Consider the following 19255-nt stretch of genomic DNA (forward strand, 5'->3'; position numbering starts at 1 on the left):
ATGAAGGACCCCTTGCTTGCGCCTAGTGCCCTGCGCCGGAGGGTCGTGCGTCCAGCGGGAACCTGGATCAAGCCCCGCACTAACGTGCTCAAAGGCGGATCTCGCGTGCTTGGAGACCGCACACGCGAGATCCGCCTTCAAGCACGCGAGTCACGGCTCCAAGCACGCGAATTCGGCGAACGGGGTCACCGTGCTTGCCCGCGTACTTGCTACACGAACTTCGGACTCAGGACACTAGGCGCAAGGAAGGGGGCCTTCATGTACCTCAGCGGCCGAGGTGAAAGCCCTTTCAGCCCCTGGTCTTCCTAGAGTTTCCAGAGCCGCAGGCCGCGCACCCGGTACACCGGCCAGACGACGTGCCAGGCGCGGCGCCGCAGGAAGACCGCGGAACAGGTCAGGACACTGCGCGCGGACGTCGTCGCGACGTCGTGGCGGTCCGGCCAGCTCTCGCCGTGCCTCCCGGCGGCGATCCGGAAGACGTTGACCAGGCCGCGGCCCTGCATGTCGTATTTCGCGCCGGTGTCGCCGGAATCCGGGGCCAGGGAGGCGATCTCCGGGCCGAACGCGGTCGCGGGAGCGGGTCCCGCGTCGGCGGGGAGGTCACCGACGGTTCCCGCGATCGCCTTGCCGTACAGGCGGCGGGTGTAGCGCCCGAGCAGCAGCCGTTCCCACAGCGGCAGGACGCGGCGGTGCTTCAGCAGCGCCGAACACTCCGCGTGCCCGATGGCGAAGATGTCGGTCAGCTCGTCGTAGGCGTTGTGCGCCGCGGGCTCGTTGAGGTGCACGCGCACCTCGTAGCGGATGCGTGCGGTGAGCTCGTCGAGCTCCTCACGCCGGTCGATCCTCGTCTTCGCCCGTGAGAGGGACCAGTCGGACATGGGAGCAGGCTAGGTGATGATCGCGGTCGCACAAGACACTTTCGGCCTAATCTCGCCGTACCGGCCAGTGGAACGGGCGTCTTGTGCGGGCCATGGTGACGAGGCAGAGTTCGGCTGTCGGAAGGAGCCCATGGACGCCAGCACGTTGCAGGAGGCCGCGGCCGCGCTGCTCAGCGCGTACGAGACCGGCAAGCCGATCGCGCCCCTGATCGAGACGTACCCCGCCGCGACCCTGGAGGACGCGTACCGCATCCAGCAGCGGCTCGTCCGCCATTGGGCCGAACGCGGCGACGGCGTGCGCGGGCACAAGGTCGGTCTCGCGTCCGCCGCCATGCAGCGGCAGATGGGGGTCGACCAGCCCGATTACGGCCATCTGACCGGCTCGATGTTCCACCTCGAACACCAGCCGATCCCGATCGGCGACTTCCTGCAGCCGAAGATCGAACCGGAGATCGCGTTCGTGCTCGGCTCGCGGTTGCGCGGCCCCGGCATCACGGTGGCGGACGCGCTGCGGGCGGTGGACTTCGTCGTCCCGGCGCTGGAGATCGTCGATTCCCGCATCCAGGACTGGAAGATCAGCATCGTCGACACCATCGCGGACAACGCGTCCTCCGGCGGGGTCGTCCTCGGCAGCAGGCCGACCGCGATCGGTGACCTCGACCTGCGGCTGGTGGGCTGCGTCCTGCACCAGAACGGCGGGATCGCGGCCACCGGTGCCGGTGGCGCCGTCCTCGGTTCGCCGGTGAACGCGCTGGTGTGGCTCGCGAACACGGTCGGGCCGCTCGGTGTCGCGCTCGAACCGGGACATGTCGTGCTGCCGGGCTCGATGACGCGCGCGATCCCGGTGAGCCCCGGCGACACCGTCGTCGCGACGATGGCGGGGCTCGGCAGTGTCACCGCGAAGTTCTCCGGGGAGGAACGGCCGTGAGCCTTGACGTGCGGGAGGCGGCGGAAGCGCTGTTGTCCGGGGAAGAACGCGAGCCGCTGACCGACGCGTGGCCCGATTTGGACGTCGATACCGCGTACGCGATCCAGGACGAGGCGTTGCGGCTGCGGCAGGCACGCGGCGAGACCGTCGTCGGCGTCAAGCTGGGCATGACCTCACAGGCGATGCGACAGAGCATGGGTGTCGACTCGCCGCTGCTCGGGTGGCTGACCGACGCGATGGTCCTGCCCGCCGGTGTCCCGGTGCCGTCGCTGATCCACCCGCGTGCGGAACCCGAGCTGGCTTTCGTGCTGGGGAAACGACTTTCGGGCCCCGGCGTGACCGCGGCGACCGCGATAACGGCGGTGGACCGGGTCCACGGCGGCATCGAGATCATCGACAGCCGGTACCGCGACTATCGGTTCACACTGCCGGACGCCGTGGCGGACAACGGTTTCTCCGCGTACTTCACGCTCGGCCCGGTAGGCGCCGTGCCGTCGGCGCTGGATCTTTCGCTGGAGGCGGCGCTGTTGGAGGTCGACGGCGCCATCGTCGACACCGCCACCGGGGCCGCCGTGCAGGGCCATCCGGCGGAAGCCCTGGCGCTGGCGGCCAATGCCCTGGGAGCCCGCGGGCTCGCGTTGGAGCCGGGCTGGATCGTGCTCACCGGCGGGATGACCGACGCCGTCGAGCTGCGCCCGGGTTCACGGGTGGCGGCGCATTTCTCGCATCTGGGCTCGATCACGCTCGCCGGGTCTTGACCTCGGCGCGGTCGGCCGTCGCGACCAGGCCGCGCACCAGTCGCGGCCAGATCGCGCGCGGGAGGTCGTGCCCCATGCCGGGGACGACGTCCAATTCGGACTCCCGCAGCGCGCGGGCGGTGGCCCGGCCACCGGAAACGTGCACGAGCGGGTCTCTCGAACCGTGCACGACGAGTGCGGGCACGGTGAGTTTCCGCAACGCGCGGAAACGATCCCGGCTCGACATGATCGCCGCCAGCTGCCGTGCGGTGCCGCCGGGATTGACGCCGCGATCGAAGGACCGCTCCGCGCGCTCACGCATCCGGGCCTCGTCGAAGGGATAGCCCGGCGAGCCGATGACGCGGAACGTGCGCACCAGGTAGTCGACATACTGCTCGCGATTACGCGGAGGAGCCGAAAGCAGCATCGTCATCGCTTTGGCGCTCGGCCGCCCGACGAACCGGTTCCCGGTGGTCGACATGATCGACGTCAGCGAACGCACGCGTGCCGGATGCTCGATGGCCAGGGTCTGCGCGACCATCCCGCCCATCGACGCGCCCACCACGTGCGCGCTCTCGACGCCGAGTTCGTCCAGCAGCGCGGCGGCGTCGTCCGCCATGTCCTTCAGCGAGTACGGCGCCGTGCGCAGGGTGTACGCCAGCGGCAGGCTCACCCGCCCGGACAGTCGGCTGGACCGGCCGGCGTCCCGGTTGTCGTAGCGGATGACGAAGAACCCTTCGGCCGCGAGGTTCTCGCAGAGTTCGTCGTCCCACCAGATCATCTGGGAGGCCAGGCCCATGATCATCAGCAGCGGCCTGCCGTCGGGCGAACCGAACGTCTCGTGGCACAGCTCGATACCGTTCACTTCGGCGATCGTCTCCGGCATCAGGACAGTGTGCCTACTCGCCGCGATACGCGCGAGCCTGGATTTCGTAAAGCTCGTGGTAGAGACCCCCTTCCTCGATGAGTTCGGCGTGCGTGCCCTGTTCGATCAGCCGTCCTTTCTCCAGCACCAGGATCCGGTCCGCGGAACGAATGTTGGCCAGCCGATGGGTCACCAGGATCGTCGTGCGCCTGCCAGCTCCGGAGACGCTCGCGTGCCGCAGCCCGGCGAAGACCCGTGCCTCCGCTTTCGCGTCGAGGGCGGCCGTCGGCTCGTCGGCGACCAGGACGGCGGCGTCGCGGTAGATCCCGCGGGCGATGCCCATCCGCTGCCATTGCCCGCCGGAGAGGTCCTGCCCGTCGTTGAACTTCTTGGACAGCACCGTTTTCTCCTTGGCGGGCAAGGATTCGATCACCTCGTCGGCGCCGGAGGAGGTGATCGCGTCGTGCCAGGCGGCGCTGCCCGGGTCTTCCCGGCCGAGCCTGCCGACGGTCACGTTGTGCTCCGCCGTCATCGGCCATTCGGCGGGATCCTGGGCGATCACGGCGATGTTCGCGTGCACCGACTCGTGATCGGCGCCCGCGAGATCGACGTCGTCCCAGGACACCTTCCCTTCCGAGGGCGGGTACAGCCCGGTGAGCAGTTTGCCCAGCGTGGTCTTGCCCGAACCGTTCTCGCCGACGAGGGCGATCACCTCACCGCGCCGGATGGTCAGCGAAACCTCGCGCAGCGCGGGGGTTTCCTGGCCGGGATAGGTGAAACTGACGTTTTCCAGCCGGATCTCCGCCGGATCCGGCGGAGCGGCGATCCCGTCCTTCAGCGGGCTGCGTTTTTCGGATTCCAGGAGCAGCCGGTGGAAGAAGGCGATGTAGAACGACTCCTCGTACAGGGCGTTCACCGCGCGCATCGTGATGGACAGCGAGTTCGACGCCGTCCGCATGGCGAGCGCGGCCGTCCCGGCGAGGGCGAGTTCCATCTGCCCGCTGTAGAGCAGGAGACCGAGCACCAGATACGCGATCGCGGTGCCCACCCCGGCCGCCGCGCGGCCGGTCAGCCGGACCAGGTTGCTGCGGTGCGCGAGCCGGACCTCTTCGCGCATCAGGCTTTCGGTGATCCGCCGGTATTCGCGGAGCAACGGCTCCTGCAAGGTGAGCGCGTGCCGTTCGAGGGCGAAGGTGCGCCAGGTGGCCACCTCTTCGACGATGCCCTTCCGGATGTTCCGGCCGACGGTGTCGAGGTAGTGCCGGTAGTTCAGCCGCGCGACCTTGGCCGCCGCCCAGCCGTCGGCCGCCGCCGCGAGCAGCAGCACCGGCGCGAGCCACGGGTTGAGCAGGCCCGCCGCCACCAGCGCGGCGATCAGGGAGATCAGCGCCGACGTCAGATCCGCGATCCAGCGCAGGCTCATCTCGATCGACCGGACCCCGTACCGCGCACCCTGCCTGGCCAGCTCCCGGAAATCGGCGTCCTCGAAGGCCAGCAGCCGGACCCGGACCATCGCGGCGGTGACCTCGTCGCCCGCCGAGGTGACGACCCGCGGCCGGAGCGCCCCCTCGACCGCGGCGACCGCCGCGTCGAGCAGCGCGCGGACGGCGTAGGTGCCGACGACGATCGCCAGCGCGGGCAGCGATTCCAGCACCCTGTCCGGAGTGGGCCCGTTCTGCAGCAGCGCGGTGAACACGTTCGCCGTGGCCAGCAGGCCGAACGCGGTGACACAACCGGAAAGGACGTGGACGACGGCGGCCAGCAGGGTCAGCCGCGCCGACGTCCGCCAGGCCAGCCGCAGCACGATGGCCACGGCGGACGGGAGCGCGCGGATGGCCTTGACCATCCCCGCGTCGGCCACGGTCTCGTCGGCCGCGGCCCACTCGGGCATCTTCAGGTTCTCGACCCCGATCAGGGGCACGGTCGCTTCGGGCACTCCTCTCTCTTTACGCGCACCCACCGACAGTTCCGACCGCCTGCCGGTGGGAGCTGAAGGACGCCATACCCGCATCAGACGTGGTGAAGGGCGCTTTACCTCCCGTCGCATGCGGGGAAAGTCCCCTTCAGCTCCCGCCCACCATGCGCTACGCTCTCGCTAGAGCGATCTATCAAATCGCAAAGGGGGCGAACATGGACGTTCTTCAGGGCAAGGGACTCACCGTGCTGCGGCTGGTCATGGCCTTCACGCTGCTCTCCACCACGTTGCACTACGCGCACAACGTGATCAGAGCGGCGGACTACCCGCAGGTCGAAGGGATCCCGGTCGGCGTCGCCGCCACCCTGGTCGTCGTCGCCTACGTCCTCTTCACCACGTTCGGCGTGCTCGGCTACCGCGACTACCTGCGCGGACGCTACTGGCGGGCGCTCGCGTTCCTGATGGTCTTCTCGCTGTCCGGATTGGCCAGTCTCGGGCATTTCCTGGTGGCGGTGCCGCAGATCCCGGCGTTCTGGTTCGCCACGATCTACACCGACACGGCCGCCGCGCTGCTGCTGTGGGCCTTCGTGACCTGGGCGGCGACGAAGCTCAACCGGGTGACGGTGACTGACCAACTTTCTACACAACATTGACGGTAGTCAGTGCAATGTAGACAATCGGTGGGGTGACGCGGACCACGCCGGTGACGTTCGAACGTCATCCCAGCGGCTACCGGCACTGGAAACTGTCCACCGACGGCGACGTCGCGTGGCTCGAACTCGATGTCGACGCCGACGGGGGTCTCGTACCGGGTTACGAGCTCAAGCTCAACTCGTACGACCTCGGCGTCGACATCGAGCTGTACGACGCGACGCAACGGCTGCGGTTCGAACATCCCGAGGTCCGCGTGGTCATCGTGACCAGCGCGAAGGACAACGTCTTCTGCGCCGGCGCGAACATCCGCATGCTGGCGTCGTCGTCGCACGAGTGGAAGGTGAACTTCTGCAAGTTCACCAACGAGACCCGCAACGCCATGGAGGACGCCACCGCGCACTCCGGGCAGCACTACGTCGCCGCGGTCAACGGCACCTGCGCCGGCGGCGGCTACGAAATCGCGCTGGCCTGCGAAAAGATCCTGCTGGTCGACGACAACTCCTCGACCGTCGCGCTGCCGGAGGTCCCGCTGCTCGGCGTCCTCCCCGGGACCGGCGGGCTCACCAGGGTGGTCGACAAACGCGGGGTGCGGCGGGATCTCGCCGACGTCTTCGCCACCCGTCCTGACGGAATGAAGGGGCGGGCCGCCGTCGACTGGCGGCTCGTCGACGAACTGGTGCCGCGGCAGGGATTCCGTGACGCCGTCCTGGTCAGGGCGCGGGAACTCGCGCGGACGAGCGAGCGGCTCGACGGCGAAGGCGTCGAGCTGGCGCCGCTGACACACCGCTATGTCGACGTCGCCCACGGCGCGGCCGAAGCGACGATCACCGTCAAGGGGCCCGAGGACGACGACGGCTGGTTACTGGACGTCACCCGCGAACTGGACGACGCCATCCTTCGCCTGCGCACCAACGAACCCGAACTCGGTACCTGGGTGCTCCGCACCGAAGGCGACCCCGCGAAGGTTCTCGAGCACGAACGCGCCGTGTTCGACGCGAAAGACTGTGTGAGCAACGAAATCGTCCACTACTTCAAGCGGACGCTGAAGCGGCTCGACGTCACCAGTCGCAGCCTGATCGCGCTCATCGAGCCTGGCAGCTGCTTCGCCGGGCTCCTGCTGGAACTCGCGCTCGCCGCGGACCGGCAGTACATCTTGGACGGTCCGCCGATCGACGACGAAGACAGTGAAGAACGTGCGTCGATCACGTTGTCCGAAGCCAACTTCGGCCGCTTCCCGATGGGCAACGGCCTGTCCCGCCTCGAGTCCCGGTTCTTCGGCGACCCTGGCCACGTCACCAGGCTCGCGGAAGAACGCGGCAAACCGCTGAGCCCGGCGGAGGTGAACGAACTCGGCCTGGTCACCGACGCGCCGGACGACCTCGACTGGGAGGACGAGATCCGGATCGCGCTGGAAGGACGGGCTTCGCTCAGCCCGGACGCCTTGACCGGAATGGAGGCGAACCACCGGTTCGTCGGCCCCGAGACGCTGGAAAGCAAGATCTTCGGCCGCCTGGCCGCCTGGCAGAACTGGATCTTCACTCGTCCGAACGCATCCGGTCCCGAGGGCGCGCTGCGTCGCTACGGTACTGGTCAGAAGGCCGTCTTCGACAGGAAGCGGGTCTGAACCCATGCCCACCAAGATCGATTACGACGCCAAGATCCCCAACAACGTCGATCTCTCCGAGGACCGGCGGCTCCAGCGGGCGCTGGAGGGGTGGCAGCCGAAGTTCCTGGACTGGTGGGGCGAAATGGGCCCCACACTGCGGACCCAAGGCGTGTACCTGCGCACCGCGGTCAGCGTCGGCCGGGACGGCTGGGCGCATTTCGACCACGTCAACGTGCCCGACTACCGGTGGGGGATCTTCCTCGCGGAGCGTGATCCCGACCGCGTCATCGGGTTCGGCGAGCACCAGGGCGAACCGGCCTGGCAGCAGGTCCCCGGCGAGTACCGTGCCGACTTGCAGCGGCTCATCGTCATCCAGGGTGACACCGAACCCGCGTCGGTCGAGCAGCAGAAACTGCTGGGGCTGACCGCGCCGAGCCTCTACGACCTGCGGAACCTCTTCCAGGTCAACGTCGAAGAGGGCCGTCATCTGTGGGCGATGGTGTATCTGCTGCACGCCTACTTCGGCAGGGAAGGCCGCGACGAGGCGGAAAGCCTCTTGCTCCGGAATTCCGGAAGTCCGGACGCGCCGCGCATCCTCGGTGCCTTCAACGAAGAGACCGCGGATTGGCTCGCGTTCTACATGTTCACCTATTTCACCGATCGCGATGGCAAATACCAGCTCGGCACCCTCAAGGAAAGCGGCTTCGACCCGCTTTCCCGCACTTGTGAATTCATGCTCAAGGAAGAGGCGCACCACATGTTCGTCGGCACCACCGGTGTCGACCGCGTGGTCACTCGCAGTGCCGAACTGATCCGCGAGCACGACACCTTCGACATCGCCGGGCACGGCGGGATCCCCCTGGATCTCATCCAGCGGTACCTCAACTTCCACTACACCGTCTCGCTCGACCTGTTCGGCGGCGAGACTTCGACCAACGCGGCGAACTACTACACCGCCGGGCTGAAGGGCCGCTGGCAGGAGGCCCGCCGCAAGGACGACCACAAGCTCACCGACGACGCGGGGGCACTGTCCAGGCCGAGGGCCGACGGCACCTGGGAGACCGAGGAACTCCCCTCCATCCTGCTGTTGAACCTGGACCTGCGGGAGGAGTACCGCGCCGACTGCCAGACCGGGGTCAACCGCTGGAACAAGATCCTGGACGAGGCCGGGATCGACTTCCGATTCGTCCTCCCACACCCTGGATTCAATCGCGAAGTCGGCATAAACTCCGGCCACCATGTGACGCCCGACGGCACCGTAGTCGACGAGCGGACCTGGTCGGCCGGCAAACGCAAGTGGCTGCCCACTCCCGAAGACCTGACCTTCGTCCGATCGCTGATGCACCCGGTGTACGAGCGAGGAAAGATCGCGAGCTGGGTGGCGCCGCCACGCCAGGGCATCAATGGGAAACCGTTCGATTACGAATACGTTTACCTGAGCTGAGCTGAGCCGATTGAAGGTGCGCCCGTGACCGCTGGAGCTACCGGGTTCAACGCGGCGAGCTATCTGCTCGACCGGCATCTGGCGGAAGGACACGGCGCGAAGACGGCGGTCGTTTCCCCGAGGCGGAGTCTCACCTACGCCGGGCTCGCGGCCGAAACCCGCCGGGTCGCGGCGGGGCTGAAGGCGATCGGCGTCCGCCCGGAGGAGCGGGTCCTGTTCTGCATGGTCGACGACGTCGAACTGCTCACCGGGATCCTCGGCGCGATGCTGGCCGGAGCGGTCGCGGTGCCGGTGTCCACCATGGTCACCGGGCTGGACCTCGGCAAGGTGCTGGCCGATTCGCGGGCAAGGGTCCTGTGCGTTTCCGGCGAGTTCGCCGAGCAGGCGACGATCGCGCTGGGGCTGGCGCCGGAGGTCACCGACGTCGTGCTGGACAGGGCGAAGGCGGCCGAACTGCCGTCCGGGATCCGCGCGCACGACTGGTGCGAGCTGTCCACAGTGGACGACGCGGGGTTCGAACCGGCGCCGACCTGGGAGGACTCGCCCGCGCTCTGGCTGTACACCTCGGGGACGACGGGCAAGCCGAAGGGTGCGATGCATCGGCACGCGGGCATCCGCGCGGTCTGTGAGACGTACGCGCGCGGCGTGCTCGACACCGGCCCGAACGACCGGTTCCTGTCCGTCCCGAAGCTGTTCTTCGCTTACGGCTTGGGGAATTCGGCGTTCTTCCCACTCGCGGCCGGCGGAACGACGCTGCTCGAACCGGCCCGGCCGACCCCGGGAGTGATCGCCGCCAGGGTCCGCGCGGAGCGGCCCACGCTGTTCTTCGCCGTCCCGACCTTCTACGCGGCGTTGCTCGCCAGTGACATCCCGGACGACACGTTCTCCTCGGTACGCCAAGCCGTTTCGGCCGGGGAACCGCTGCCTTCCGTGCTGTACGAACGGTTCCGTGATCGGTTCGGCGTCGAGATCCTCGACGGGATCGGTTCGACGGAGGCGTTGCACGTCTTCCTGTCCAACCGGCCCCGTCAGGTGCGTCCTGGCAGTACCGGCGTGCCCGTGCCCGGTTACGAGGTCGCCCTGCGCGACGAGCAAGGCGCGCCGGTGCCGGACGGGCAGCCCGGTGAGCTGTTCGTCGCCGGGCCGTCGATCGCGACCGGGTATTGGGCGCGGTACGAGACGACGAAGCAGGTCTTCCAGGGCGAATGGCTGCGGACGGGCGACAGCTTCGTGCGCAACGACGACGGGAGCTACACCTGTCTCGGGCGCTTCAACGACATGCTGAAGCCGGGCGGGATCTGGGTTTCCCCCACCGAGGTCGAGGAGCGGCTGCTGCAACATCCGGGGGTCGCCGAGGTCGCGGTCGTGGCCGCGTTCGACGCCGACGGCATCGAGAAACCCATCGCGTGCGTGGTCGGCGTACCCGGCAATCCGCTGGACGCGGACGAGCTGATCGAGTTCTGCCGGTCCGGGCTGGCGTCGTTCAAACGGCCGCGCGGCATCGTCGAGCTGGGCGAACTGCCGAAGACGGCGACCGGCAAGATCCGGCGCAACGTCATCCGGGAACTCGTGCGGGACATGTACGAGGTCCGGGCCTACCAACCAGACCCCGCCTCGCCCCTACCTGGCTGATCTCCACCCGATCACGCGTGTTCTCCACCTGATCACCTGTGTTCTCCGTCTGATCACGCGTGATCGCCAAAGTCGCAAGCCAAGCTCGCGTGATCAGGTGGACAACTCGCGTGATCAGACGGAGAACACGCGTGATCAGATGGAGATCACGCGCCGTTGACGGTGCGCAGGGTTCGCATCGCCTCGGCGAGGCCCGGTGCGTCGTCACCGAGCGGGGTCAGGACGATGCGCCGCAGGATCTCCGCGCACGCCTCCCGCACCTGCCGCGCGACGTCGAGACCGTGCTCGGTGAGCGCCGCGAAGGTGACGCGGCGGTCGTCCGGACTGGGCACGCGGCAGATCAGGTCCGCGGCCACCAGCCGGTCCGCGACCTTGGTGAACCCGCCGCTGGACAACGCCGCCTCGACGGCCAGCCGCGTCATCGGCATCCGGTGCTCCGGTGATCGCACGAGCCGCAGCAGGATGTCGAACGAGGCAGGCGCCAGGCCGAATCGTTCGGCGATCTCGCCCATCAGCTTGTTCTGCGTGGCCAGATAGCCCTCGATCACCAGGCCCCACCACGTGACCACTTCGTCGTCGTTCGGTTCCGCTGTCACGCGGGCGAGAGTACACCAGAAACTCTCGCTGGAATATATCTTGCGCGCGAGAGGTTATCGGGCTAGCTTGAAATCACCGGCTACCGGAGGAGGGGCACCATGTCGATCAAGACTTCGGGCCTGCACCACGTCACCGCCATCGGTGGCGATCCCCAGCGCAACGCGGACTTCTACACCAGGGCACTCGGCCTGCGACTGGTGAAGACCACCGTGAACTTCGACGACCCCGGCACCTACCACCTCTACTACGGCGACCAGTCCGGCAAGCCCGGCTCGCTGATGACGTTCTTCCCGTGGAAGGACGCGCCGAAGGGCCGTCACGGCACCGGCCAGGCCACCACGACGTCGTTCTCCGTACCCGAAACCTCCCTCGGCTGGTGGAAGCGGCACCTCGCCGAAAGTCGCATCGAGACGAGCCAGATCCGCAACTCCGACGGCGAAGAGACGCTCACCTTCCTCGATCCGGACGGCCTGAAGCTCGCGCTCGTCGCGCATCCGCAGGGCGACCCGCGCGACCCGTGGGACACGAAGCTCGTCCCCGCCGAGTGCGCCATCCGCGGCCTGCACTCCGTCACGCTTTCGGTGTCCAAAGAGGACGCGACGGCCGGGATGCTGACCGACGGGCTCGGCCTGACCTTCGAACACCAGGACGGCAATCGCCTGCGGTTCTCCGCCGGTGAAGGCGGTCCCGGCGCGCTCGTCGACGTCCTCGTGACGCCGGACGCCCCGCGCGGACTGGTGGCGGCGGGCACCGTGCACCACGTCGCCTGGCGCGCGCCGGACGAGGAGACCCAGGCCGCGTGGCGTGACGAACTGATCGACGACGGCGTGAACGTGACGTCCATTTTGGACCGTCAGTACTTCCGCTCGATCTACTTCCGCGAGCCGGGCGGCACCCTGCTCGAAGTCGCGACCGACGAACCCGGCTTCGCGATCGACGAGCCGCTGCTGGAACTGGGCCGGGCGCTGAAACTGCCGCCGTGGCTGGAGCCCCAGCGCGAGGACATCGAGGCGATGCTGCCGAAGCTGGACCTCCCGAGCGAGAACAACCCGCGATGAGCGCCCTGGAGCACAAGTACGTCGAAGGGTCGCCGGACGAGCCGGTGCTGCTGCTCCTGCACGGCACCGGCGGCGGGCCGGACGATCTCGTGCCGATCGCCCGTCAGCTGAGCCCGGCCTCGGCGCTGCTCGCGCCCGCCGGGCCGGTGTCGGAACACGGTGCGCCGCGGTGGTTCCGGCGGTTGGCCGAAGGCGTTTTCGATCACGAGGACGTCGTCTTCCGCGCGAACCAGCTGGCCGATTTCGTGGTCGCCTCGCGCGAGCAGTACGGCCTCGGTGACCGGCGGCTGGTCGCCATCGGCTTCTCCAACGGTGCCAACATCGCCGCCGCGGTCACCCTGCTCCGCCCGGACGCGGTGCGGGAGGCCGTGCTGTTCGCGGCGATGTCGCCGCTTCCGTCGCCGCCACGGCTCGATCTGTCCGGTACGCGGGTCTTCCTGTCGAACGGCGAACACGATCCGATGGCGCCGATGACGTCGGCGGAGGGACTGGTCCGCGACCTGCGCGAGCGCTCCGCGGACGTCGTCGCCCACCGCCATCCCGGCGGGCACCAGGTGACGGGCAACGGTTTGGTCGCGGCGGCGGGGTGGCTCAACGGGGAGCGGCGAGAGCAAAGTAGCCGAACGTAACATCAGCGGATGACTAACGGTGACCTCGTCCGAGCCCAGGCCCTGCTCGAAACGGTGCTCCTCGCGGACGGGCACAACGACCTGCCGTGGGAGTTGCGGGTCACGACCGGGCCGGATCCGGTCGAGGCCGTGGCAGGCACGGATCTCACCGTCCGGCAGCCGCATCTGCACACCGACTTCCCGAAGCTCGCCGAAGGCAGGCTCGGGATGCAGTTCTGGTCCGTCTACGTGCCGTGCCAGTTCGAGGGCCACAGCGCGGTCACGGCGGTGCTGGAACAGATCGAGATCGTGCACCAGATGATCGAGCGGTACCCCGACAGGCTGGCCTTCGCGGACACCGCCGACCAAGCCGAAGCCGCGTTCCGCGACGGCAAGATCGCGTCGCTGCTCGGCGCCGAAGGCGGCCACAGCATCGCCGAATCCCTTGGCGTGCTGAGGATCCTGCGCCGACTCGGCGTCCGCTACATGACGCTGACGCACAATTACAACACCACCTGGGCCGACTCCGGCACCGACGAACCCGTGCACGACGGGCTCACCGAGTTCGGCCGGGACGTCGTCCGCGAGATGAACAAGATCGGCATGCTGGTCGACCTCTCGCACGTCGCGCCGAGCACCATGCGCGACGCGCTGGAGGTCAGTTCCGCGCCGGTGATCTTCAGCCACTCCTCGTGCGTCGCGGTCAACGACCACGCCCGCAACATCCCCGACGACGTCCTGGAAACCCTGGCGGCCAAGGACGGTGTCGCGATGGTGACGTTCGTGCCGGGCTTCATCTCCCCGAAGGTCACCGAGTGGGACGCCCGGTTGCGCGAGGACATGGAAGCCGCCGGGAAGGACTACCGGAACCTCGACCAGCGCACGAAGTTCGCCGCGGACCGAGGCGGCCCCGAGAAGCCGAAGGCGAGCATCGGCGACGTCGTCGCGCACATCGAGCACGCGCGTGAAGTGGCCGGTGTCGACCACATCGGCCTCGGCGGCGACTACGACGGAGTCGCGACGCTGCCCGAAGGCCTCGAGGACGTTTCGAAGTACCCGGTGTTGTTCGCCGCGCTGATGGAACGCGGCTGGAGCGACGAGGATTGCGCGAAGCTGGCCGGGAAGAACACCTTGCGCGTACTGCGCGCGGCGGACGAGGTCACCCGTTCGGACGCTTGAGAGCGCGATCAAGCCCACTTCGGCGGACACTGTCCTGCATGACTCAGCCGCAGGAAGGTGCCGCCGAGGTTCCGGTCGAGCCCGCCAAGCCGCCCGAAACCGCCGGTGGCGCGCGCCATAGCGGCAAGTTCGACGCCGGCCCGAAACTCAAGCGCACGCGGGTGAGCGGGACCTGGGTCGCCGTCATCGTGGCGTTGATCGTGCTGGTGTTCCTGCTCGTGTTCATCCTGCAGAACCAGGACACCGCCACCGTGCACTTCCTCGGCATGTCCGGCAGCATGCCGCTGGCCGTCGCGATGCTGTTCTCCGTGATCGCCGGCGGCGCGCTGGTCGCGCTCGTCGGCGGCGCCCGGATCCTGCAGTTGCGCCAGCAGGCCAAGAAGTCCCGGCATCAGCTGCGCTGAAGGGTGCCGCGCCGGAACTCGCTCGGGTTGACGCCGCGGACCCGTTTGAACGCCGCGCTGAAGCCGAACGGATCGGCGTAGCCCACGCTGCGGGCGACCTCCGAAATGGTCGAGGACTCCTGATCGGCCAAGAGATCCGCCGCGAGGGTCATCCGCCAGCGGGTGAGGTAGGTCAGCGGCGGTTCACCGACCAGGTCGGCGAACCGCTTGGCCAGCGTCGAACGCGACACCCCGGTGCGCCCGGCCAGCGTGCCGACCGTCCACGGCGCCGCCGGTTCCGCGTGCAGCAAGCGCAGCGCGTCGCCGACCACCGGATCCCGCTGGGCCGCCCACCACGCCGGGGGCTCACCGCCGGGCCGGTCGAACCATTCGCGCAAGGAGCAGACCAGCATCCAGTCCAGCAACCGGTCGAGGACCACCTGCTGACCCGGCGCGTCGACGGCGACCTCGGCGGCGAGGTGGTCCAGCACGGGGTCGCCCGCGCCGCCGGCGTCCACCCGCACGACGACGGGCAGCGCGTCCAGCAGCGGGCGGCCGATCTCACCGCGGACCGGGTACGCGCCGACGATCAAGGTCGTCTCGCCTCCGGTGGGGTCGTCGGCCCAGCCGAGACGGTGCCGGGTCCCGCCCTGTTCCGGTGTCGCGCAGTGCTCGCCGCACGCGATCGGCTCCGCCCGGGTGCCGACCTCGTCCACGAAGGTGAAGGTCGCGGGGCCGCGCACGATGATCGTCTCGCCCGCGCGAAGCGGTTCGGGCGGACCGCCCTCCGGCACGATCCAGCCCGCCCCGGTGAGCACGGCGCACAGGGTCAGCGGCGCACCGTCCACGAAATGCAGCGCCCAGGGCGGGGACAGGGTCGAACTGCCGAACAACGAGCCGTGCGCCCGCACCCCGCGGATCAGATCACTGAACACGTCCACGCGGACGAGGTTAGACGAATACACAGGCGATCCAGTGTTTCACCTATGGGCACGTCCGATCCGGCCGTGTTGAATCGAGCTCATGCTGACCAGTGAAGACCTCGAATTCCTTGGCCGCCCGTTGCACGGCTTCCTGACCGTGGCCGACGGGCCGGTCCGGCCGGTGTGGTTCGAGGCCACCGGCGAAGGCACGATCCAGCTGTTCACGCCCCGGGACTCGCCCAAGGTGCGGCGGCTGGACGGCGATCTCCGTGCCTCGATCATCGTGGCCGCGCCCGTTGGCGAACGTGAGCGCTGGGTCTCGGTCGCCGGGCGCGTCTCAGTGGAGTCCGACGGCGCGCACGAACTGGCCGCCCGCCTCGGTGCCCGTTACTGGGACCTCGACGACCCGGCTCACGCCGGTGAGCTCGCCGGGATCCAGGACTTGGATCTGCTCCGGCTCGTCATCCACCCGGAGAAGGTCAGTCGCTACTCGATGTGATGATCGACGTCATCCCGAGCACGGTGGCGCAAACGTTTTCGTCACCCTTGACGGTGACCCGGTCCCGGTCCGCCGGGTTCCGGGTGCACAGCCGCCAGAACGTGTCGGCGTCGGTGGTCACCGAGGCCAGCGGCGAGCGTGACGTGGGCGCGACGCGGTCCATCTCCCAGCCGTCGGCGGTCCGCTGAGCCGTCCATTTCCCGCCACCCTGACCGGTGACGGTGTAGACGACCTGCCTGCCGGTCCGCGCGTCGACGTCACGCAAGGTGTGCGGCAGTGCCCGCATGAAGGTGTCCACCACCGGCCCGCGGAACTCGGAGCCGGCCAGCGTCCGCGCGCCGACGGCTTCGCGGATCTGTTGCTGGTGCACCCAGAACTCGGTGTACTCGCGGGCGACGTCGAGCCAGACCGGCGCCGGTTCGTCCCCGGCCCAGCTCACCGGCTCGCCGAGGGCGTCGAGGTCGGCGCGGCCCCACATCTCGGCGAGCTGCGAGGTGCTGTCGACCAGCATCGCGAACAGCACTTCGGGGGACAGCCGACGGCACGCGATCACCCATTCGTCGTTGATCCGGTCGATGAACTTCGCGAAGCGTTCGCCTTCGCGGGGTGCTGTCGTCCGGTAGCCGTCGCGGTCGCGTGACAGCCTGCCGAGCTTGTCGCCCAGGATGTGGGCGGCGAGATCGTGCACCGTCCAGCCCGCGCACACCGTCGGCGCGAACCACTGCTCCGCGTCGAGACCGGTGAGGACGTCGAGCAAAGCCTGCTCCTCCCGCGCGAACAGCGGGAGGACGTCGAGCGGCGGACCCCAGCGCGTGAAGCTCATGTCTCCATCCAAACAGCCAACCTCGATCACAATTTCGGCCGTTCGGCCTACTCGCAGGTAGCATCAGCGCGAACGCGAGGGGAGTGCCCGTGAGCAACGATCGACCCGCCGGTGACGACCTGGCCGCTTTCGCCAAACGCGCGGGGCGGCTGGCGGGCTGGGCCGCCCGTACGGGAATGGAATTCACCCGCAAACTCCCCGGCGTCGACATCGCGGAACAGGTCATCAAGCAGGGCGAGCGGCAGCTGCTTTCGGAGCTGCGCCGCCGTCTCGACGAGGTCGACGACCCGTACCACGCCGCGCTCACCGCCGCGTCCGCGATGAACCGGCCCGACGCCGACGGTTCGCGCCCGGTCGCGACCATCACCCTCGTGCACACGCGCGCGCAGCTCGAACCGCTTCGCGCGGCGATGGCCGAACTGCTCAACCACTCGATCGGCTTCGGCCGCGAGCGGGCCCGCGAGTATCTCTACGCGATCATCCTGCGGCAGCTGACGCCGGACGAGGCCCGCATCCTCTCCGCGCTCTCCGACGGCTCGCCGTTCCCCGCCGTCGACGTCGCCGAGCGGACCAACCTCGGCGGCGCGGGGCGGTTCGTGCTGCGCAACGCCTCCACCGTCGGCAAAGCCGCCGGGGTGTCGCTGCCCGACCAGGTGCCCGGCTATCTCACCAGGCTGATCGGACTCGGGCTGGTCGAGCTGGACGAAGAGGTCCCGTCGCTGGAGACGCAGTACGAGATCCTGCTGACCGACGAGACCGTCCGTGAGGCGGAGAAGTCGGTCAAGCGGGCCAAGTTCGTGAAGCGCACCGTCCACATTTCCCGGCTCGGCGCCCAGTTCTGGCAGGCCTGCGACCCGAGCGCCGGCTGACTCCAGCATGGGTGCGTTCCTCGACGGGATCCTCGCCGACTTCGGCAGGCACTGGCCGATCTACGTCTCCATCCCGATCGTCGCCGCCCTGATCGGCTACACCACCAAACTCGTCGCGATCCGGATGATGTTCCAGCCGGTCGAGTTCGTCGGGATCAAACCGTTCCTCGGCTGGCAGGGCATCGTGCCCAAACGCGCCGCGCGGATGGCGAGCATCGCCTGCGACACGATGACCGAGCAGCTGATCAAACCCGCGGAGGTCGTCGCCAGGCTCGATCCGCAGAGAATCGCGCGTGAGATCGAGAAACCACTCCAGGCGGCCGTCGAAGACATCGTGCGTGACGTCGCCGGTCACTACCAGCCGGGGTTGTGGGAATCGCTGCCGGTGGGGATGCAGCGGCTGGTGATCCAGCGTGTCCAGGCCGAGTCGCCGAAGATGGTCGCGGCCGTGCTGGAGCTGATCAAGTCCGATGTGGACAGTGTGTTCGACCTCAAGGGCATGGTCGTCACCGCCCTGGTCAAGGACAAACGGCTGCTGAACCGGATCTTCCAGGAGGCGGGCGACAAGGAGTTCAAGTTCATCGCCCGCTCCGGCATCTTCTTCGGCGGGCTGATCGGCGTGATCCAGATGATCGCGTGGATGCTGTTCAAGTTTCCGCTGATCATGCCGCTGTTCGGGCTCTTCACCGGCTGGTTCACCGACTGGCTCGCGCTGCGGATGATCTTCTACCCGATCGAAGAGCGCCGGTACTTCGGCGTGCGCTGGCAAGGCCTGTTCCTGAAACGGCGCGGCGAGGTCGCGGAGGCGTACGGCGCGCTGATCGCGCAGGAGATCATCACGCCGCACAACGTGATCGAGGCGGTGCTGCACGGGCCGCTGTCGGACCGGGTGCTCGGCCTGATCCAGCGCCAGCTCGACGAACAGCTTGGGCGCCGCGTCGGTGTCGGGAAACCGCTGGTGGTGTTCGCCGTCGGCAGCAGGCGATACCAGGACATGAAGCTGAACATCGCCGAGAAGATCATGGACAAACTGCCGGAGACCATGCGGTACATCGAGGACTACGCGACCGACGCGATGGACATCCGGAACGTGCTGGTGACGAAGATGAAGGAGCTGTCGCCGCGCGAGTTCGAAGGCCTGCTGCGGCCGGCTTTCCAGCAGGACGAATGGATCCTGATCGCGACCGGCGCCGCCCTCGGCTTCGCCGTCGGTGAAGCGCAAGTCCTCCTCCTGGAACACTTCGCGGCCTGACCCCCTTCCGCAATTCGTCACCTGGTTGCGGTCCTTGCGTGTGGAACTACCGCAACTAGAGGACGAAACGCGCCGGTGGGTGGTGGGTGCAGGGGCCGAAGAAACTCGACCTTCACACCTTCCCAAGTACATGAAGGCCCCCTTCCTGTACCTAGGCGCAAGGAAGGGGGCCTTCATGTACTTCAGGTGGGCGGCTGCGCCAGAAAGCGTGGGCCGGGGCCACTCACGACCCCCTGTACCGAAGAATCTCGAAGGCCTTGAGGTCCCCAATGCCACATTGGGGGCTTTTCATCCTGTTGGGGCTGGTCAGTGTGGTTGACAGCGGCGATTGTGGTTGTGGTGTAACAGGGTGGGGAGCTGTCAGTGTGGTGGCTGGAACGTGAGGGAGCCCTCGACAGTTGATCA

General features: G+C 68.3%; 19 protein-coding genes. 13 read left to right on the plus strand and 6 right to left on the minus strand.

What is annotated here, in order from left to right; translation table 11 throughout:
• Window positions 1-305: 305 nt before the first annotated feature.
• Window positions 306-878, minus strand: a complete 573-nt coding sequence (locus tag ACLARN_RS28860) for a hypothetical protein (RefSeq protein WP_409494615.1) — start codon at window positions 876-878, stop codon at window positions 306-308.
• A gap of 130 nt (window positions 879-1008) precedes the next feature.
• Between ACLARN_RS28860 and ACLARN_RS28865 the strand changes: the two genes are divergently transcribed.
• Window positions 1009-1806 carry a 2-keto-4-pentenoate hydratase gene (locus ACLARN_RS28865; protein ID WP_409494616.1) on the plus strand — a complete coding sequence of 266 codons (798 nt, stop codon included), beginning with the start codon at window positions 1009-1011 and terminating at the stop codon, window positions 1804-1806.
• On the plus strand, window positions 1803-2564 hold the full coding sequence (locus ACLARN_RS28870) for a 2-keto-4-pentenoate hydratase (RefSeq protein WP_409494617.1): 762 nt from the start codon (window positions 1803-1805) through the stop codon (window positions 2562-2564). Before ACLARN_RS28865 ends, ACLARN_RS28870 begins: the two co-directional genes overlap by 4 nt.
• Here the strand turns inward: ACLARN_RS28870 and ACLARN_RS28875 are convergent.
• Together ACLARN_RS28875 and ACLARN_RS28880 are read right to left on the minus strand one after the other, a co-directional pair.
• Entirely contained in the window at window positions 2545-3429 is an 885-nt protein-coding gene (locus tag ACLARN_RS28875; protein WP_409494618.1) for an alpha/beta fold hydrolase, read from the minus strand. The two genes, ACLARN_RS28870 and ACLARN_RS28875, sit on opposite strands and share 20 nt — an antisense overlap.
• A 13-nt stretch (window positions 3430-3442) precedes the next feature.
• Window positions 3443-5344, minus strand: coding sequence for an ABC transporter ATP-binding protein (locus ACLARN_RS28880; RefSeq protein WP_409494619.1), 1902 nt, complete (start codon window positions 5342-5344; stop codon window positions 3443-3445).
• A gap of 194 nt (window positions 5345-5538) precedes the next feature.
• On the opposite strand from ACLARN_RS28880, the gene ACLARN_RS28885 reads away from it, so the two are divergent.
• Genes ACLARN_RS28885 through ACLARN_RS28900 form a run of 4 tightly spaced genes read left to right on the plus strand, consistent with a single transcriptional unit; the run spans window position 5539 to window position 10659 of the window.
• Window positions 5539-5976 carry a hypothetical protein gene (locus ACLARN_RS28885; RefSeq protein WP_409494620.1) on the plus strand — a complete coding sequence of 146 codons (438 nt, stop codon included), beginning with the start codon at window positions 5539-5541 and terminating at the stop codon, window positions 5974-5976.
• A gap of 32 nt (window positions 5977-6008) precedes the next feature.
• The gene (gene boxC / locus ACLARN_RS28890) at window positions 6009-7601 is read left to right on the plus strand and encodes a 2,3-epoxybenzoyl-CoA dihydrolase (protein ID WP_409494621.1); all 1593 of its coding nucleotides are present in this window, start codon (window positions 6009-6011) and stop codon (window positions 7599-7601) included.
• A 4-nt stretch (window positions 7602-7605) separates the two neighbouring features.
• The gene (boxB, locus tag ACLARN_RS28895; RefSeq protein WP_409494622.1) at window positions 7606-9027 is read left to right on the plus strand and encodes a benzoyl-CoA 2,3-epoxidase subunit BoxB; all 1422 of its coding nucleotides are present in this window, start codon (window positions 7606-7608) and stop codon (window positions 9025-9027) included.
• A gap of 24 nt (window positions 9028-9051) precedes the next feature.
• The gene (locus ACLARN_RS28900; RefSeq protein WP_409494623.1) at window positions 9052-10659 is read left to right on the plus strand and encodes a benzoate-CoA ligase family protein; all 1608 of its coding nucleotides are present in this window, start codon (window positions 9052-9054) and stop codon (window positions 10657-10659) included.
• Between the two features lie 146 nt (window positions 10660-10805).
• Here the strand turns inward: ACLARN_RS28900 and ACLARN_RS28905 are convergent, their stop codons facing one another.
• Window positions 10806-11255, minus strand: a complete 450-nt coding sequence (locus ACLARN_RS28905) for a MarR family winged helix-turn-helix transcriptional regulator (protein ID WP_409494624.1) — start codon at window positions 11253-11255, stop codon at window positions 10806-10808.
• A gap of 99 nt (window positions 11256-11354) precedes the next feature.
• Here ACLARN_RS28905 and ACLARN_RS28910 point away from each other — a divergent pair, with 99 nt between their 5' ends.
• The 4 genes from ACLARN_RS28910 to ACLARN_RS28925 are packed head-to-tail and all read left to right on the plus strand — an operon-like array spanning window position 11355 to window position 14505.
• Entirely contained in the window at window positions 11355-12314 is a 960-nt protein-coding gene (locus tag ACLARN_RS28910; protein ID WP_409494625.1) for a ring-cleaving dioxygenase, read from the plus strand.
• On the plus strand, window positions 12311-12943 hold the full coding sequence (locus ACLARN_RS28915) for an alpha/beta hydrolase (protein ID WP_409494626.1): 633 nt from the start codon (window positions 12311-12313) through the stop codon (window positions 12941-12943). The genes ACLARN_RS28910 and ACLARN_RS28915 overlap by 4 nt, the downstream gene beginning before the upstream one ends.
• Before the next feature lie 9 nt (window positions 12944-12952).
• Entirely contained in the window at window positions 12953-14101 is a 1149-nt protein-coding gene (locus ACLARN_RS28920) for a dipeptidase (RefSeq protein WP_409494627.1), read from the plus strand.
• A 38-nt stretch (window positions 14102-14139) separates the two neighbouring features.
• Window positions 14140-14505 carry a lipopolysaccharide assembly LapA domain-containing protein gene (locus tag ACLARN_RS28925; protein WP_409494628.1) on the plus strand — a complete coding sequence of 122 codons (366 nt, stop codon included), beginning with the start codon at window positions 14140-14142 and terminating at the stop codon, window positions 14503-14505.
• Here the strand turns inward: ACLARN_RS28925 and ACLARN_RS28930 are convergent.
• Window positions 14493-15425, minus strand: a complete 933-nt coding sequence (locus tag ACLARN_RS28930; RefSeq protein ID WP_409494629.1) for an AraC family transcriptional regulator — start codon at window positions 15423-15425, stop codon at window positions 14493-14495. The genes ACLARN_RS28925 and ACLARN_RS28930 overlap by 13 nt on opposite strands.
• A gap of 82 nt (window positions 15426-15507) precedes the next feature.
• Between ACLARN_RS28930 and ACLARN_RS28935 the strand changes: the two genes are divergently transcribed.
• A complete protein-coding gene (locus ACLARN_RS28935) occupies window positions 15508-15906 on the plus strand; it encodes a pyridoxamine 5'-phosphate oxidase family protein (RefSeq protein ID WP_409494630.1) in 399 nt (132 codons plus the stop codon).
• Here the strand turns inward: ACLARN_RS28935 and ACLARN_RS28940 are convergent.
• A complete protein-coding gene (locus ACLARN_RS28940) occupies window positions 15887-16729 on the minus strand; it encodes a maleylpyruvate isomerase family mycothiol-dependent enzyme (protein ID WP_409494631.1) in 843 nt (280 codons plus the stop codon). The two genes, ACLARN_RS28935 and ACLARN_RS28940, sit on opposite strands and share 20 nt — an antisense overlap.
• Window positions 16730-16818: 89 nt before the next feature.
• Between ACLARN_RS28940 and ACLARN_RS28945 the strand changes: the two genes are divergently transcribed.
• A complete protein-coding gene (locus tag ACLARN_RS28945; protein WP_409494632.1) occupies window positions 16819-17598 on the plus strand; it encodes an Abi-alpha family protein in 780 nt (259 codons plus the stop codon).
• A 7-nt stretch (window positions 17599-17605) separates the two neighbouring features.
• Complete coding sequence (locus ACLARN_RS28950) at window positions 17606-18850, plus strand: DUF445 domain-containing protein (protein WP_409494633.1); 1245 nt, start codon at window positions 17606-17608, stop codon at window positions 18848-18850.
• The last annotated feature ends 405 nt before the right edge of the window (window positions 18851-19255 follow it).

This window comes from Amycolatopsis sp. cmx-11-12, from assembly GCF_046269425.1.
GTDB lineage: Bacteria > Actinomycetota > Actinomycetes > Mycobacteriales > Pseudonocardiaceae > Amycolatopsis.